17 protein-coding genes and 1 tRNA gene are annotated in these 15,372 nt (G+C 60.5%); 1 reads left to right on the top strand and 17 read right to left on the bottom strand.

Annotation, left to right across the window (positions count from 1 at the left end):
- Window positions 1–49 precede the first annotated feature (49 nt).
- The 3 genes from E4680_RS07020 to pfkA all read right to left on the bottom strand — a co-directional run bounded on the left by E4680_RS07020 (window position 50) and on the right by pfkA (window position 2,310).
- Complete coding sequence (locus E4680_RS07020; RefSeq protein ID WP_135281693.1) at window positions 50–427, bottom strand: phage holin family protein; 378 nt, start codon at window positions 425–427, stop codon at window positions 50–52.
- Window positions 428–546: 119 nt separating this feature from the next.
- A complete protein-coding gene (gene nfi, locus E4680_RS07015) occupies window positions 547–1,314 on the bottom strand; it encodes a deoxyribonuclease V (protein WP_135281692.1) in 768 nt (255 codons plus the stop codon).
- Between the two features lie 3 nt (window positions 1,315–1,317).
- Entirely contained in the window at window positions 1,318–2,310 is a 993-nt protein-coding gene (pfkA, locus tag E4680_RS07010; RefSeq protein WP_205688793.1) for a 6-phosphofructokinase, read from the bottom strand.
- Between the two features lie 275 nt (window positions 2,311–2,585).
- Here pfkA and E4680_RS07005 point away from each other — a divergent pair, with 275 nt between their 5' ends.
- Window positions 2,586–3,758 carry an alkane 1-monooxygenase gene (locus E4680_RS07005; protein WP_135281691.1) on the top strand — a complete coding sequence of 391 codons (1,173 nt, stop codon included), beginning with the start codon at window positions 2,586–2,588 and terminating at the stop codon, window positions 3,756–3,758.
- Between the two features lie 126 nt (window positions 3,759–3,884).
- Here the strand turns inward: E4680_RS07005 and E4680_RS07000 are convergent, their stop codons facing one another.
- The 14 genes from E4680_RS07000 to pheS form a co-directional block, all read right to left on the bottom strand.
- Window positions 3,885–4,817 carry a PA2778 family cysteine peptidase gene (locus E4680_RS07000; protein WP_135281690.1) on the bottom strand — a complete coding sequence of 311 codons (933 nt, stop codon included), beginning with the start codon at window positions 4,815–4,817 and terminating at the stop codon, window positions 3,885–3,887.
- Between the two features lie 36 nt (window positions 4,818–4,853).
- The gene (locus E4680_RS06995) at window positions 4,854–5,837 is read right to left on the bottom strand and encodes a TerC family protein (RefSeq protein WP_135281689.1); all 984 of its coding nucleotides are present in this window, start codon (window positions 5,835–5,837) and stop codon (window positions 4,854–4,856) included.
- Between the two features lie 248 nt (window positions 5,838–6,085).
- Window positions 6,086–6,457 carry a PA2779 family protein gene (locus tag E4680_RS06990; RefSeq protein WP_276605618.1) on the bottom strand — a complete coding sequence of 124 codons (372 nt, stop codon included), beginning with the start codon at window positions 6,455–6,457 and terminating at the stop codon, window positions 6,086–6,088.
- Window positions 6,458–6,601: 144 nt separating this feature from the next.
- The gene (gene bfr / locus E4680_RS06985) at window positions 6,602–7,066 is read right to left on the bottom strand and encodes a bacterioferritin (protein ID WP_135281687.1); all 465 of its coding nucleotides are present in this window, start codon (window positions 7,064–7,066) and stop codon (window positions 6,602–6,604) included.
- A gap of 70 nt (window positions 7,067–7,136) precedes the next feature.
- Window positions 7,137–7,355 carry a (2Fe-2S)-binding protein gene (locus E4680_RS14615; RefSeq protein WP_135281686.1) on the bottom strand — a complete coding sequence of 73 codons (219 nt, stop codon included), beginning with the start codon at window positions 7,353–7,355 and terminating at the stop codon, window positions 7,137–7,139.
- A gap of 116 nt (window positions 7,356–7,471) precedes the next feature.
- Window positions 7,472–8,545: a quinolinate synthase NadA gene (gene nadA / locus E4680_RS06975; RefSeq protein WP_135281685.1), complete on the bottom strand. Its 1,074-nt coding sequence runs from the start codon at window positions 8,543–8,545 to the stop codon at window positions 7,472–7,474.
- Between the two features lie 94 nt (window positions 8,546–8,639).
- Window positions 8,640–9,608 carry an NUDIX hydrolase gene (locus E4680_RS06970; protein ID WP_135281684.1) on the bottom strand — a complete coding sequence of 323 codons (969 nt, stop codon included), beginning with the start codon at window positions 9,606–9,608 and terminating at the stop codon, window positions 8,640–8,642.
- Complete coding sequence (locus E4680_RS06965; protein ID WP_135281683.1) at window positions 9,601–10,026, bottom strand: gamma-glutamylcyclotransferase family protein; 426 nt, start codon at window positions 10,024–10,026, stop codon at window positions 9,601–9,603. The genes E4680_RS06970 and E4680_RS06965 overlap by 8 nt, the downstream gene beginning before the upstream one ends.
- Window positions 10,027–10,056: 30 nt before the next feature.
- Window positions 10,057–10,971: an alpha/beta fold hydrolase gene (locus E4680_RS06960; protein ID WP_167792419.1), complete on the bottom strand. Its 915-nt coding sequence runs from the start codon at window positions 10,969–10,971 to the stop codon at window positions 10,057–10,059.
- Window positions 10,972–11,091: 120 nt separating this feature from the next.
- A tRNA-Pro gene (locus E4680_RS06955) sits at window positions 11,092–11,168 on the bottom strand.
- 101 nt (window positions 11,169–11,269) lie between these two features.
- The gene (locus tag E4680_RS06950) at window positions 11,270–11,620 is read right to left on the bottom strand and encodes a MerR family transcriptional regulator (RefSeq protein ID WP_135281751.1); all 351 of its coding nucleotides are present in this window, start codon (window positions 11,618–11,620) and stop codon (window positions 11,270–11,272) included.
- Window positions 11,601–11,900 (bottom strand): integration host factor subunit alpha, encoded by a 300-nt coding sequence (locus E4680_RS06945; protein WP_135281682.1) that lies wholly within the window; start codon window positions 11,898–11,900, stop codon window positions 11,601–11,603. Before E4680_RS06945 ends, E4680_RS06950 begins: the two co-directional genes overlap by 20 nt.
- A 6-nt stretch (window positions 11,901–11,906) precedes the next feature.
- Window positions 11,907–14,282, bottom strand: coding sequence for a phenylalanine--tRNA ligase subunit beta (pheT, locus tag E4680_RS06940; RefSeq protein ID WP_135281681.1), 2,376 nt, complete (start codon window positions 14,280–14,282; stop codon window positions 11,907–11,909).
- 32 nt (window positions 14,283–14,314) lie between these two features.
- The gene (pheS, locus tag E4680_RS06935; protein WP_135281680.1) at window positions 14,315–15,358 is read right to left on the bottom strand and encodes a phenylalanine--tRNA ligase subunit alpha; all 1,044 of its coding nucleotides are present in this window, start codon (window positions 15,356–15,358) and stop codon (window positions 14,315–14,317) included.
- Window positions 15,359–15,372: the final 14 nt, after the last annotated feature.

The raw sequence follows: 15,372 nt of genomic DNA, 5'->3' as shown, positions 1-15,372 counted from the left end.
CCGGCGGAGCATGCGTCGGAGGCGATCGGATCGCTCCGGGTTCACCCCATCACCGCCCCTGCGCCGTATACACCTCGATCCGACCGGCAGGGCCGACATACCAGGATGCCATCCAGCTCACCAGACTCACCACCAGCGCCGCCAGCATGGCTGGGAAAAATCCGCTGATCGTGAAGTCTTCCATGACGGCGGCAACCAATCCCAGCATGGCGGCATTGATCACCCACAGAAACAAGCCCAGTGTCAGCAAGGTGATCGGCAAGGTCAGGATGACCAAAATCGGCCGGATGATGGCATTGGCCAATCCCAGCAGGAAAGCGGCGCCCAGGAGCGTCCAGAATCCACTGATCTGGATACCGGGGACGATCGCAGAAGCGATCCCCAATGCCAGCGCAGTGACAAACAAACGAATCAGAAAACCAGGCATACTCAAGACTCCTTTCGTCATCGATCCCGCAAAAGCATGTTGCTCATTTGAAAGTCGGCGCAGTCGTTCGTTCCCGTCAGCGTGATACTGAACGATGACGTTTTCGGGAATGCGGGCTTTCAACGTATCGGAACGGGCGCCTGAGCCGCGCCCGCAACATCCACTGTCGATTCGCACCGAATCGGCACGCCTTCGCCAAGTGGCCAAGGGCCAGGGTTGGCACCGGCCAGTTTGTCCGCCAGCCGAGTCGGTTCCGGCAGGCGATAGCCCCGCGAGCACGACTGGACCAATGCAACGGCTTCGGTCAGGCCCACTCGATGGCCACAGGAGACGATGACCGGCCGAACGTTCTGCCGCGTGCGCAGCACGGTCCCGATGACCTCACCGTCATGAACGAGCGGCGACTGACTGCCAGATGCTCGATCCGGTTCGGCATAGCGGCCACAAAGTACCGACTTGGCCACACCGATGGTCGGTCGATCCAGGAGCACGCCCAGGTGGCTGGCCACACCCAGGCGCCGGGGGTGAGCGATCCCCTGGCCGTCGACCAGGATCATATCGGGCACCTGCGGCAAACCGGACAGCGCAGCCAGCAGCGCTGGCAATTCGCGAAACGACAGCAGCCCCGGCACGTAGGGAAACCGGGTCGGCAGCTCGGCAAGGCTCCCGGCCACCGGAACCAGATCCGGATACCGAAAGAGCACTGCGGCGCCACGCGACCGGCTCCCCTGTGCCGGAAATGCCACATCCACGCCGGCGATCCAGCGAATGCCATCGACGCGCCCGTGCCGCTGAACCCGGCCGCGCCACTGTTTCTGTAACGCGCGCGCGGCGGCCGGGGTCAGCTCATCCGGCCAGGGCAACGGGACGCGCGGAAGAGAAGACATGCCCTACTGCGCGAGGATGCGAATGATCTGGTACTCCTCGGCCGGTGCCTGCTTGTTGTGACCCACCACATCGGCCAGCGGAACGGCCACCAGTTGCGTGCCCTGCAGGCCCACCATGGTACCGGTCTGTCCCGCACGCAGACACTCGACAGCCTTGACACCCAAGCGGCTGGCCAACAGACGGTCGAAATGCGTGGGTCGCCCGCCGCGCTGCACGTGGCCGAGCTGGGTCACGCGGCATTCGAAACCCTTGTGCTTCTCTTCGATGTACGCAGCAATCTCACTGAAGGAATGGGCTGCGCCTTCAGCCACCATCACGATGACGTGCGCCTTCTCGCGGATCCAGGCCTGCTCGACCGTGGCAAGGATCTCCTCGAGTTCCAGCGGCAGCTCGGGAATGTGGATCACCTCGGCGCCGCCGGTATAGCCCGCCATCAGGGCGAGATAGCCACAATGCCGGCCCATGGCCTCGACGATGAAGATGCGCCCGTGACTGCTGGCGGTATCGCGCAGGCGATCCACCGCTTCCAGAATGGTATTCAACGCCGTATCCATGCCAATGGTGGCGTCGGTTCCCACGATATCGTTGTCGATGCTGGCCGGGATTCCGACCACCGGAAAGCCCTGTTGATGCAGGGCGGTGGCGCCGGCCAGCGAGCCATCTCCGCCGATGACGACCAGGCCACCGATGCGCCGACGCGCCAGCACCTCCAAGGCGCGCTGCTGAACCTCGGTCTGCTTGAATTCCGGCAGGCGCGCGCTGCGCAGAAAGGTTCCACCCTCCTGGATCTTGCCGCCGACCTCACGGGGTCCGAGCGCAATCAGATCATCATTCACCAGGCCGAAGAATCCACGCTGGATGCCCATCACTTCGATCCCATGATGGAGTGCATACCGGACCACGGCTCGGATCGCCGCGTTCATGCCCGGCGAATCGCCACCGCTGGTCATGACCGCAATGCGCTGGATCGGCTTCACTGCTGAATTCGAACTCATGGTGTGGCTCCCGGCTGATCACAGATATTGGCGCGTCGAACATGGGAAACATTTATTGGGTTCAAGAATACGCCGTGGCCTTCCCTTCGGGCCAGCATTTCGCCCCACGGCGGAAATCCACTTCGCCTCATGTCGCCATTCATAATTTTCATGACTGGCGTCAATACTTCTATGCCGCAGTTCCGTCACACTGAACTCGAACCGCTCGTCAGAGTGCGGCGAATACGCATTTCTTGGCAACCCAGAGGCTCGGTTGTGCACTTGGAGAAGACCATATGATCAAATATTTACGCTACACACTGATGCATCTCACCTTGCTGGCCGTCATCGTCAGCATCTTCGCAGGGGGTCCCTGGATTCTCGTGACGGGGGCCGTCGCCGGCGCCTTTCTGTTCCTCGGCGATCACTTCATGGGCGACTACCTGGATGAACCCGAGTATGCCCATCCCGGCATTCTCAATGCTCTGCTGTACCTGGTATTGCCCCTATTGGCCGCCGGTAGCCTGGCACAAGCCTGGATGCTCGGCAGCGGCGACTTCCTCGGCATCGGTACGGCCATCCAAAACATGACCGGCTTTGATGTCTTCGCTGCACGCGCGCAGACCGGACTGGCCAGTATCCTGGGCACCATCGTCGTGTTGGGGGTGCTGATCGCCGCAGCCGGAACCAATGTAGGTCATGAGCTCACGCATCGGACCTGGAGCCGGCGCGACATGATTCTGGGACGCTGGATGCTGGCGTTCAGCGCCAATCCGGATTTCGCTGTGGAGCATGTATATAACCACCACGCTCGTGTCGCGACGATTGGTGACCCGGCAACGGCCCGGCGCAAGGACACCAACTTCTGGCTGTGGGTTCCGGGCGCCATCTGGCATGAGCATGTGGCGGCTTGGCGTTTCGAAATCGACCGTCTGCGCAAGATCGGCAAGCCGGTACTGTCCGTCGATAATTCGATGCTGCGTGGTTATGCCATGGTGCTTGCGCTGGCCGGCATTTTCTTCGCTGCCGCCGGCTGGCTCGGTGTCGCGGTATTCTTGGCAACGGCCTTGGTCGGCAAGCTCACGCTAGAAGTAGCCAACTACATGGAACACTTCGGTCTGGTGCGCGTTCCCGATGAGCCGGTCCAGCCGCGGCATTCCTGGAATACCAACAAGCGCATGTCGAGCTTCGTGCTCTACTCGCTGACCCGCCACTCCGCGCATCACGAGCAGGGCGACCTGCCGTTCTGGGTGCTCAAGCCCTACCCGGACGCACCCGAAATGCCCCATGGCTATGCCGGAACCTTTCTGGCCGCCCTTTGCCCGCCCCTGTGGCGCCGGATGATTACCCCGCTGCTTCTGGAGTGGGACGCCAAGCAAGCCTCACCGGCGGAGCGGGAAATTGCGCAGAAGGAAAACGCCCTGAGCGATATCGCGGAACTGCGGCGCACGACGCTCGCCGCAGGGTAATCCCATCCCTTCGAAGGGGGCTAATGGATGAGATTATCGGGCCAAGGATGGCCCACCTTTTTCCTGCACGCCAACAGACACCGACTCAACCAAACGGCAACCCCCCACCTCGCCAGTCAATCCGGCTCACGCGCCATCACCGGCCTCAATGCGGCGCAGCAAGCCTGCCGCCTGCTCTCGCCAGACCCCATCGCGCGACGCAATTTCCCGAGCGATCGGCAGAGCATCCGCCGGTTGGCCCAGTGCCAGAAGAATTCCCGCCTTGTTCAACCGAAGCGCATCGCTGTCCGGATTGTGGCGCAGCCCTTGGGTGATCGCATCGAGCGCAGCAGCCGCGCCCTGGGCATCGAGTAGTAGATTCGACCAGGCAAGCCAGGTCAGATCATCCGCCGGCCAGCGGCGGGTGGCCGCCTGATAGGCGCTCAGCGCCGCGTCGGTCTGTCCGATCGACTCCAGATTCCACGCTGCCGCCAGGTACCGGTCTGGATCTGCCCGGGCTGGCAGCTGGCCCGGCGCCAGCACCACCTGCGCCCACGCGCCGCCCCACTCCCAGGTCCGCAGAAAGGTCGCCTCGTTGAGCACGGCCCGACGAGTCGTCCCCGACCGCAAGATCACATTGCGACCGGGTTCCCAGCCCACCAGAACGGCATAATGCCACCGTGGATATTGCGGCAATCCCAGATTCTGAAATACCAGCACCGGCCAGCCAGCCTGCAGCTGGTCTTGCATTTCCCGAGGCGTCTTCACGGGATAGATCAAGCGCCCGTGACGCCGAGCCGCTGCGATCATCTCAGCCTGCAGGCTGCCCTGCCGACCCGGCAGATAAACCTGCGCCACCAGGTCATCCGGCGATCGCGCGATTCCGCTGTAGGTCAGGACTTCCGCCAAGGCGGCTGGACCACATTCGTAGTCCCGCTGAGGGAAAAATGGGACATCAGTCAATTCCTGAACCGGCATCCTCTCAGTCGGCCGATCCAGTGCCGGAACGGTCAGCGTACAACCCTTGAGGAGGATGAGTGCCGCCAGCACTGCGGCGAGTCGTATCACTTTCTTTCTCATGCCCTTTTCGGCTCGCCGGCAACCTGCTTCATAACATCATCCCGGATCACGCGCCGCCGGGTGCGCCAGCTGCGGTCGATTACGGGTGATCCATAGACTCGCCAGCACGGACGAGACAATCAAGACGGCGACCACCATGAGAGACCACGAAACAGGAATCTTGTACACATCGAGCAACAGCATCTTGGCACCGATGAAAATCAGCACAGCCGCCAGGCCATATTTCAGCAAACTGAAGCGGCCGGCAAAATCAGCCAAAAGGAAATACATCGCACGCAGACCCAGAATAGCGAAGATGTTCGAGGTCAGCACGATGAAGGGATCGGAGGTGACGGCAAAAATGGCCGGGATGCTGTCGACTGCAAAGATAAGATCAGTGATCTCTACCAGCACCAGCACCACGAACAGCGGCGTAAACCACCGCATGCCATTCTTCATGACCCAGAACGACTCACCCTCGAGTTTATCCGTGATCCGCAAATGTCCGCGCATCCAGCGAAGCATGGGGTTCTTTTCGAGATTGGGCTCGTGCTCGGCGAAAAATGCCATCTTGAAGCCCGTGAATAGCAAAAAGGCGCCAAACACGTACAGAATCCAGTGAAAACGGGCCAGCAGCCAAGCCCCCAGAAGAATCATCACTGTGCGCATAACGATGGCGCCGAGGACACCAAAGAGCAAAACCCGTCGCTGATACTCGGCCGGGATAGCGAAGTAGCTGAACAGCATGAGCCAGACAAAGATGTTGTCGACCGCGAGCGACTTCTCGATGAGGTAACCAGTCAGGAATTCCGTGGCTTTCTGGTTCGCGATATCGCGCCCCATGGCGCCGTCGAGATACCACCAGAATCCCGCGCAGAACAGGAGCGCCAGGGTCACCCAAGCGACAGACCACGCGCCAGCCTCACGCAGCGAGACCTTGTGTGCCTTGCGGCCACCCAGCAGAAAAAGATCCATACCGATCATGGCGAGGGCGAATGCGAAAAAACCTGCCCAAAGCCACATATTTCCCACGGTTTCCATGCCACGTTGCTCCCCGTCGAATCATAAAAAAACCCCGATCCGGTCAGGATCGGGGTCCATGATTCGCCATGGGAGCCTTCGCCTGACTGGCGAAGGTCTTGCTTGCAACCCTTATCGGGTTGCCCAAGGTACCGGATGGGTCATCGTAATGACGATACCTTGACGAGAAGCTACTCCCCTTCAGCTGGCACACTATCGCGTTGGACGAAGTCCGTCAACCGCCTCGTGCCGGCAGGATCGGGATCGCTCTACCGCACCGAGCGGGTAAATGGGAATACTTTGGTGAGTCCCAGAATATCGGTGATCAACAACAGAACGAAGATGAATACCAGTGCGCCGATCAGTGAGTTGCCTCCGGCCGGCAACTGTTCGATGTGCTGATCAATCCGGGCGATCTCGGCGTCGGTCAAGGCCGCAACACGAGACTGGGCATCGGCAGGACTGACACCCAGTCGAACCAATTGTTTCACCACGTCTTCCCGGGCCAGAAAACCTTGGATGCGTGCTCTTTCCGAGCGTGTCTGTTCAATACCGGATTGCGCCATGGCCTGTGCGGTGGTCACCACGGCCGTGGCATGAGCCGCTGGAACTGCCAAGGTCATTATCAAAAATGGGGCCATCACCCCCCAAACCATACCCTTTCGTATCCATCCAAGCATCTCGTCGCTCCTTTCATTCTGGCTGATTGTGCTTTAGCGGCGTACAACTCGAATCTGCGAACGATTCATCCTCGTCCGCCGGATCTCTGTCGATTACGGACGGCGTTAAACCGCTGACTGAAGATAGTTGGGATCGCCCAGCTCGTCCATCAGATGGAGCTGGGTTTCGAGCCAGTCGATGTGCTCTTCCTCGCTTTCGAGGATGTCTTCAAGTACTTCCCGGCTGATGTAGTCGCCGATGCCTTCCATGAAGGCAATCGCGTCCTTGAGGGCTGGATGGGCAATACGCTCCAGTTCCAGATCGCAGCGCAGCACCTCGCGAACCGATTCGCCAATCATCAGCTTGCCGAGCGACTGAAGATTGGGCAGGCCTTCGAGAAACAGAATTCGCTCGATCAGGACATCGGCGTGCTTCATCTCGTCGATCGACTCGGCATAGATCTTCTTGCCGAGGCTTTCATATCCCCAGTTTTTGCACATGCGTGCATGCAGGAAGTACTGGTTGATGGCGGTGAGCTCATTTTCGAGGATTCGATTGAGCCACTCGATGGCCTGAGGATGACCTTTCATGACAACGCTCCGAGGAATATCTACCTCGCAATCTTAATCGAAAGCGAGGTCGCCCCGGTAGGGTTACGCGTCAGCCTGCGGAAACAGCACAGCGATCCGTCGTGGTCGTCATCGGTGCGAAGGGCATGTCGGATGCACGCTCAAGCATCTGGCAGACATGACCGCGACAGCGGCCGCATCCGGTCGCAACACCCAGCGTCGATTGCAGAGCGGGCAAGGTCTGATGCCCCTGGGCCATTGCCTCCGCAAGATCCCGGTTGGTGACAGCACGACAAACACAGACGTACATGGCTCGGTTCCTCCAATCACTCAAATGATGAGCAACTGAAGGATAATATGCAGCGAATAAGAATCGTTGTCAATTGCGGACGAGACGCGAGCCGCAACCCGCTATCCCGTTGTGCTTCAGCCAACCGCAGCCTGACGCGGCATGAGCGCCGGACCGTTCTCCTGTCCACGCCCGACGGCCAGCATCCGTTCCACGGCAAGACGCGCACCCGCGGCGACCTCGGGATCCACCTCGACGGCCGGGGACAGGGTCTGCAGCGCATGCAGCACCTTGGGCAGCGTAATGCGTTTCATGTGCGGGCACAGATTGCAGGGACGAATGAATTCCACGCTCGGAAACTGCACCGCCACGTTGTCGCTCATGGAGCACTCAGTGACCATGACCACCCGGGAGGCACCGGCTTCCTCGATATGGCGCACCATACCCGTAGTGGACCCCACATAGTCCGCTTCGTCCAGGACATCCGGCGGACATTCGGGATGGGCGATGATGTGGATGCCGGGGTGGCGCTGGCGATATTCACGCAGCTGTGGGCCGGTAAAGCGCTCGTGCACCTCGCACGCCCCCTGCCAGAGGATGACCTGCACATCGGTCTTGGACGCGACCCAGCGTCCCAGATACTGATCCGGCAGGAAAATCACCCGGTCGGTCCCGAGCGATTCGACCACTTCTACGGCATTGGCCGAGGTGCAGCAGATATCAGAAGCTGCCTTGACGGCCGCCGATGTATTCACATACGTCACGACCGGCACGCCGGGATAGCGCTTGCGCAACAACGCAATATCGGCCGGTGTGATCGAATCAGCCAGTGAGCAGCCCGCTTCGGTATCAGGGATCAGCACGGTCTTTCCCGGGCTCAACACCTTGGAGGTCTCGGCCATGAAATGAACGCCGCACTGGACGATCACATCAGCGTCGGTGTGCGCCGCATGCTGCGCCAGACCCAGCGAATCCCCGGTGTAATCGGCAATCCCGTAGAACACTTCGGGGGTCTGATAGTTATGGGCGAGAATGACCGCGTTGCGCTCCCGCTTGAGCCGGTTGATCGCCGCAACATAGGGCGCGTGCACGGCCCACTCGACTTCGGGTACCACATGCTGCATGCGGGCATAGATGGGTTCCAATGCCTTGCGCTGAGTCGCATCCAATGTCGGCACGGCCGAAGAATCATGGGGTGTGAGTCGGTTCATGGCTGTTCCTCGACGAAAGCTCCATCGCGAACGGGGCCTTCGCGTTCCTCTGTCGTTCGTTAGCTCCTTATACTAGAGTTGAGCATAAAGGGTGTCAACTGTCACGAAACCCGCCCGGCAACCCCACTCCGGGAGTCGGACGCTCGCGCAATACCCGTCTGCGAAAGCGGAACAATTGCGCGGGGCGACCTCCGGTGTCGTAGGCCAGTTCTCCGGTACTGGCCACCAGCCCCCCCTGCTCGACCAGACGCCGGAAGTTCTGCTTGTGCAGACTCATCCCGGTCAACGCCTCCACCACCTGCTGTAACTGCCACAGGGTGAAACGCGCGGGTAACAACTCGAAAACGACCGGCCGATATTGGATCTTGCCGCGCAGACGACTCATCGCCGTGGCCACCACGCGCCGGTGATTCAATGCCATGGGCATTCCCAAGGCGGGATGACCACCGGTGGTGCCGCATTCGGGCACCAGAGCGGCCTGGTAGAGCAACTCGTAACGCTCCAAGACCCGTTCAGGCACCCAGGGGGCGCCGTTCAGTCCGAAATGGATATCCATCCGCTCGCGCTCGCGTTCGATCTGGATCGGATCAGGCAGACCAGTCAACCAATGCTGAAGTGCCGGAATCAATTGCTCGTCGATGACCGCCGGACGTCCATCACGCCAGTCTTCCCACGGAAAAAAGGCGTACACATCCCGCCAGTTTGCACCGGGCTGCGCAATAGCCTGCTCCTGCATCAAGGCCAGGTATGCCACACTGATGCGCCGCAGTCCTTCTCCGGCGCGTCCTTCGTCGAAGGTATAGAGCTGCTCGACATAACCCAGCGACAGTCGTGACTGGCGCGCCACCCAACTGCGCAAGGTCCGCTCCAGGGTGCGGTCGGTTCGTGGATCCAGCGGCCCCCAAGGCAGTGCATGCAACAGGGGCTGTTCGGCCAGCGCCGAATCCGGGGTTTGAATGGTCAGTATGCGCGGCACGCCAGCTGTCACGGCGAGGATCATGGCGCACAGATCGACCCGAAGCGCATCGGCACCCTCGGATGTCACCGGAGACAGCTCAATCACGGTACCTCCGCGCAGCCGCCAAGCCAGTGCGGCAAACCCGTCGTCCCTCATGGGTGCGGGGAACGGACCGCCACAGTCCGTGGGGCAACCGGCGTCCGCGTCTCGGCAGATCTGCCCCGTCATGGCCCAGATAGATCCAAGCCCATCCCAGAAGGGTTCGAATCAGGCGACGACGATACGCCCAGGGAATCTGCTCAAAGCGATCCACGCGACGCAGCGTCAATGGTGAAACGCGGTAACATTCTCCCGCCACCGCATGACGCCCCGGTGACCAAGCCATCGGGTAGCGTGCCAACGCGCGCAGATCAAACCGGCGGGAGATGACTACGGCCCCCAGGTAGTCGGCGCCGGCCAGCAAGTGCTGGGCAGGCTCGCCGCGACGCAGGGTGCCATATACAAATAGCGCAGGACGACGCATGGGATACCGAATCGACCGGCTCGCCTGCCGTCAGGGCAAGCGCTTCGCCGGAGTTGCAGCGGGCACCCCGGTCCATGGATCGATGATGCCCGCCAGCGTATCGACAAAATCGAGCGGCTCATCCAGGAACAGATGATGGCGTGCCTTGGGCAGGCAAATGAACGGCACGTCGTCGGCATACCACTTGCGGGTATTTTCCAACATGAACTTGCCGAACAACATACTTTTTTCGCCATAAAGCATGGCTGCCGGGATCTTCAGCTGCTTCACTTCCATCGCCAGATCATCGTAGATCGTCTTTTGCAGGAAGCGCATGTCGAATTTCCAAGTCCATCCGCCCTCCACGGCCATCAACGAATGCCGGGCGATATAGTCCAGGATATAGCGATTGGCGCAGGGCTGCGGGGGAACCAGCTTGAAGCGGGCGACGGCTGACTCGAAGTCGGGATATACGGTCTTCTTTTCTTTGAAGGGCGACGAGCGCATGTCGTTTCCGGGGCTGAAGCCTGGGGGGAAAATCGCCGAATCGCACACCACGATTCCGGACAGCCGATTGGCATAGTGCAGGCCGGCCTTCAAAGTGGCCAGGCCGCCGAAACTATGCCCGGCGATGACGGTATTGGCGCCGAAGCCCGCATCTTCGCAGACGCTCATCAATTCCTTGGCAAACAGATCACCGGAATACTGATCGCGATGGCCGCTGTCTCCCATGCCGCTCAGGTCAACCGCACAGACGGAATAGCGATCAATGAAAAACGGCGCGATGAAATCCCACCAATGGGCATGTGCGCCACCGCCATGAACCAGGAGCAGGCCGGGCTTGCCGGTTTCACCCCATGTCAGATAGTGGATGGGACAACCTTCCACTTCGATTCGCCGCTCGCGATAAGGGGTCTGAACCGCCCGGACGAACCAGTCCGGCGCCTGCGTGATTTCCTGTTCCATGCCAACCAACCTCTGCAGCCTGAAAAAACCGCCTGTCGGCGAGTCACAGGGCAATGGCGTGGTAGAGGATGCGGGATGGAAAAGCCATGCCACGGTGTGCTTAACCGCGACTGGGGAAGATGGTCGGGGCGGCAGGATTTGAACCTGCGACCCCCAGCACCCCATGCTGGTGCGCTACCAAACTGCGCTACGCCCCGACGTTACGCCGTGAGACACTGCTTCGAGTCTCGAAGCCTGCCTCGGCGAGGGCGCAATCATACCTGCATTGGATGTATCTGGGAAGCGCTTTTCACCAAAATCAACTGCGCAGAAACTGCAGCACTTCCTCGAGTTCAACACGCAGTTCCCGAATGCGCTCGCGCCGCTGATCGGAATCGGCAACGGGGCTGGCGAGTTTCTGGCGCGCCCCACTGATGGTGAATCCCTGATAGTAAAGCAGGTCGCGGATCTGGCGAATCAGCAGCACATCACTGCGCTGATAATAGCGGCGATTGCCGCGCCGTTTGGAGGGGCTGAGCTCGTCGAATTCCTGCTCCCAATACCGAAGCACATGCGGCTTGACCGCACACAGCTCACTGACCTCACCAATGGTGAAATAGCGCTTGCCCGGAATCGGAGGCAGCTCGTCGTTATTGCCGCTTTCCAACATACGCATGCACCCGTGCGCGCAGATTCTGGCCCGGACGGAAGGTCACCACCCGCCGCGCGGAAATCGGAATTTCCTCGCCCGTCTTGGGATTGCGGCCTGGGCGCTCCCCTTTGTCCCGCAACTCGAAATTCCCGAAACCAGAGAGCTTAACCTGTTCGCCCCGCTCCAAACACTGGCGGACCGTTTCGAAAAACAGGTCAACCATGTCCTTTGCTTCCCGCTTGTTAAGCCCCAGTTCTGTGAACAGACGTTCGGCCATCGCAGCCTTGGTCAATGCCATGAATAGTTACTCCCTGATCCGGGCGCCTGCCTTGAGTTCCAGATGACGAACGATCACATTGATCACCTCGTCAACATCGCGGTCCTCAAGAGTGCGCTCGTCATCTTGAAAAATCAACCCGAAAGCAGCGCTTTTTGATCCTTCTTCTAGACCGGGTCCGCGATAGACGTCGAACAGTATGCACTCTTTCAACCACGCGCCACCGGCCTCGCGAATGAGTCGAGTCAACTCGCCGACTGGCACGGCATCGGGAATTACCAGCGACAGATCCCGGCGAACGGTCGGGAATCGCGAGAGTGCTGTAAAATGAAGCGGAATCGCTGGCGGATTGGCTTCCAGATCCCACTCGAACACGAGCACACCGGCCGGCAGATCCAATCCAGCCGATAGAGCCGGATGGAGTTCTCCCAGCCAGCCGACCGGGGTTCCCGCCACAGTCAACCGTGCACTCTTTCCGGGGTGGAGCGCCGGATGGGTATCGACCGAAGCGCTCAAGGACGGCAGGCGGGAAATCGCCACCAAGGCCTCGAGATCTCCCTTGACCTCAAAGAAGCCCGCATTGGATCGCGTGCCGCCCTGCCATTGCTCTGAAAGCGTCGGTCCATGAACCAAGCCCGCAAATCGGTCGCGCTGGACGATTCCGCTGTCCGTTCGACGAAACACTTTGCCGACTTCGAAGATCCGCACCCGCTCGCTCTGACGCTTCAGATTGCTCCTGAATGCCTGGACCAGCCCCGGCCAGAGGGTGGTCCGCATCTGGGAGAGATCACGGGACAGTGGATTGATCAAGTCGATGGGCCGCTCGTCTCCCAAGAATGCCGACTGAATCGCGGGATCCACAAAACTGTAGGTAATGGCTTCGTGATAGCCCCGCTCCGCCAGAACATGGCGGACACGTGCAGCGGTCAACCCGATCTCCGGCGCCGCAATTGGCTTCAGCGTGAAGCGGGGCGCACGCGCTTCCAATGCATCGTAACCCCGCAAACGAATCAGTTCTTCAATAAGATCCACTTCGATCTTAATGTCGAATCGATAGGCAGGAGCACACACATCCCAACCGGAATCGACGCGCTGCCAGCTCATGTTCAATCGATCCAGCAGCGCTTCGATCTGCTCCCGGGGAAACGAGCTGCCCAACAAGCGCTCCACACGGGCATGACGCAGCGTGATCGGCATTGCCGTAAACGCCGCTTCATGCGCACAGATCACCGGCCCCGCACGCCCCCCCGCCATCTGCAACAGCAGCTCGGTGGCACGCTCCAACGCGCGCCGCTGCAGCGTCGGATCAACACCCCGCTCGTAACGCTGGGAAGCCTCGGTATGCAAACCATGCCGTCGCGCACGCCCCGCCACAGCGTTCGGCGCGAAATGGGCACACTCCAGAAATACCCGGGTCGTCTCATCCGTCACGGCGCTCCGGCTACCTCCCATGATTCCGGCCAGGGCAACCGCTCCGTCCTCATCGGCAATGACCAGCTCATCCGTATTCAGAATGATCTCCGGGCCGGTAAGCAGTCGAAGACTTTCCCCGACCTTGGCCCAGCGCACCTGAAGATGCCCGCTGATCCGGTCCAGATCGAAGGCATGCAGCGGTTGCCCGAGTTCGAGCAGTACATAGTTGGTGACATCCACCATGGGTCCGAGGCTACGCAAACCCGCGCGCCGCAGCCGCTCGCGCATCCATAGAGGCGTCTGCGCCTGAGGATCGAACCCGTCCACAACACGACCCAAATAGACCGGACAGGCCTCGACGTCGGTCACGACCACCGCTTGCGTGGCGTCTGGATTCCCCACCGGCGCACCGACCAGATCCGGCTCGGCCAACTGCGCGCCGGTCAACGCGGCCACTTCACGGGCGACGCCCAACACACTCAAGCAATCGCCCCGGTTGGGCGTCAGATCGATGTCCAGGACATGCGCATCGAGATCCAGATAGGCCCGCACATCTTTTCCGATCGGTGCATCGGCGGGCAATTCCAGCAGGCCATCCGCGCTCTCCGCCAGCCCCAGTTCCCGCGCTGAACACAGCATCCCGAAGGATTCCACACCCCGAAGGCGTGCAGCCTTGATCACCAGATCGCCCGGCAGCGATGCACCGACCCGTGCCAACGGGACCCGCAGTTCTTCACGCGCATTGGCGGCCCCACAGACCACCTGCAGCATTTCGCCGCGCCCATCATCGATCTCGCACACCTTCAAGCGATCGGCCTGAGGATGCGGCGTTACCCGCACGATGCGAGCGACCACCACCTGCTGAAACCCCGGTGCTGCCGGCTCGATGCTATCGACCTCAAGACCGCCCATGGTCAGTGTATGCGCCAGCGCCTGAACCGGGGGGACCGGGCGCACCCATTCTTTCAGCCAGTCATCTCCGAAACGCATCCATCACCCATTCATAGCGAACCTGAGCGAAGTCAGGCGAATTGCCGCAAGAACCTCAGATCGCTTTCAAAAAACAATCTCAGGTCATTGATTCCATAACGAAGCATGGCCAGCCGCTCCACGCCCATCCCGAAGGCATACCCGGTAAAACGCTCAGCATCGATTCCGACGTGTCCGAAGACGGCAGGATGCACCATGCCGCAACCCAAGACTTCCAACCAACCGGTCTGTTTGCACACCCGGCAGCCATCGCCATTGCACATCACGCATTCGATATCGACCTCCGCCGAGGGCTCGGTGAAGGGAAAGTAGGACGGCCGGAACCGAACCGACAAGGAACGCTCGAAAAAAGCCTGCAGAAAATCCTGTAGTACGCCATACAACTCGTTGAAGCTGGCCTGCTCATGAACCACCAGACCTTCCACCTGATGGAACATCGGCGTGTGCGTCAAATCAGAATCACACCGGTATACGCGTCCCGGCGCAATCAGGTGCAAAGGCGGCGACTGTCGCTCCATGGCGCGAATCTGAACCGGCGAAGTGTGCGTTCGCAGCAACAGCCCGGACTCCACGTAGAACGTATCATGCATGGCGCGCGCGGGATGCTGTTCAGGGATATTGAGCGCCGTGAAGTTGTAATGCTCGGTCTCGATTTCGGGCCCTTCGCTCACCGAGAATCCCATCGAACAAAACAATGCCGCGATCCGCTCCAGCGTCCGCGTCACCGGGTGGCGGCCGCCACGCGGCATGCCGACCCCCGGCAAGGTCACATCGATCTGTTCGGCAGCCAGCTGTTTCGCCAGCGCATCACGTTCCAACACCTCCCGGCATTCACGGTACGCCTGCTGAAACCGATCCTTGTCGACGTTGATCCGCTGGCCCGCTGCCGCGCGCTCCTCTGGCGGAAGATCTCCCAAGGCCTTGAGCTGTGCGGTCAACTCTCCCTTGCGGCCCAGCAGGCGCACACGGATCTGATCGAGTTCCACCACATCACGGGCTTTGCGCAGATCCGCCAGAGCGGATTCCACAAACGGGTTGAGATCGCCCACAATCACCTCTTCGCTTTCATGGGTCATGAATGACAAAGGGG

Origin of the sequence: Candidatus Macondimonas diazotrophica (assembly GCF_004684205.1) — a bacterium.
Taxonomy (GTDB): domain Bacteria; phylum Pseudomonadota; class Gammaproteobacteria; order UBA5335; family UBA5335; genus Macondimonas; species Macondimonas diazotrophica.
The sequence above is the reverse complement of the archived record's forward strand: the minus strand, read 5'-3'. Positions and strand labels throughout refer to the sequence as shown.

Excerpts from the sequence above, each read along its gene's own strand:
- E4680_RS07020 (WP_135281693.1), bottom strand. The coding sequence starts at position 427 with ATGCCTGGTTTTCTGATTCGTTTGTTTGTCACTGCGCTGGCATTGGGG.
- nfi (WP_135281692.1), bottom strand. The coding sequence starts at position 1,314 with ATGTCTTCTCTTCCGCGCGTCCCGTTGCCCTGGCCGGATGAGCTGACC.
- pfkA (WP_205688793.1), bottom strand. The coding sequence starts at position 2,310 with ATGAGTTCGAATTCAGCAGTGAAGCCGATCCAGCGCATTGCGGTCATG.
- E4680_RS07005 (WP_135281691.1), top strand. The coding sequence starts at position 2,586 with ATGATCAAATATTTACGCTACACACTGATGCATCTCACCTTGCTGGCC.
- E4680_RS07000 (WP_135281690.1), bottom strand. The coding sequence starts at position 4,817 with ATGAGAAAGAAAGTGATACGACTCGCCGCAGTGCTGGCGGCACTCATC.
- E4680_RS06995 (WP_135281689.1), bottom strand. The coding sequence starts at position 5,837 with ATGGAAACCGTGGGAAATATGTGGCTTTGGGCAGGTTTTTTCGCATTC.
- E4680_RS06990 (WP_276605618.1), bottom strand. The coding sequence starts at position 6,457 with ATGGCCCCATTTTTGATAATGACCTTGGCAGTTCCAGCGGCTCATGCC.
- bfr (WP_135281687.1), bottom strand. The coding sequence starts at position 7,066 with ATGAAAGGTCATCCTCAGGCCATCGAGTGGCTCAATCGAATCCTCGAA.
- E4680_RS14615 (WP_135281686.1), bottom strand. The coding sequence starts at position 7,355 with ATGTACGTCTGTGTTTGTCGTGCTGTCACCAACCGGGATCTTGCGGAG.
- nadA (WP_135281685.1), bottom strand. The coding sequence starts at position 8,545 with ATGAACCGACTCACACCCCATGATTCTTCGGCCGTGCCGACATTGGAT.
- E4680_RS06965 (WP_135281683.1), bottom strand. The coding sequence starts at position 10,026 with ATGCGTCGTCCTGCGCTATTTGTATATGGCACCCTGCGTCGCGGCGAG.
- E4680_RS06960 (WP_167792419.1), bottom strand. The coding sequence starts at position 10,971 with ATGGAACAGGAAATCACGCAGGCGCCGGACTGGTTCGTCCGGGCGGTT.
- E4680_RS06950 (WP_135281751.1), bottom strand. The coding sequence starts at position 11,620 with ATGTTGGAAAGCGGCAATAACGACGAGCTGCCTCCGATTCCGGGCAAG.
- E4680_RS06945 (WP_135281682.1), bottom strand. The coding sequence starts at position 11,900 with ATGGCATTGACCAAGGCTGCGATGGCCGAACGTCTGTTCACAGAACTG.
- pheT (WP_135281681.1), bottom strand. The coding sequence starts at position 14,282 with ATGCGTTTCGGAGATGACTGGCTGAAAGAATGGGTGCGCCCGGTCCCC.
- pheS (WP_135281680.1), bottom strand. The coding sequence starts at position 15,358 with ATGACCCATGAAAGCGAAGAGGTGATTGTGGGCGATCTCAACCCGTTT.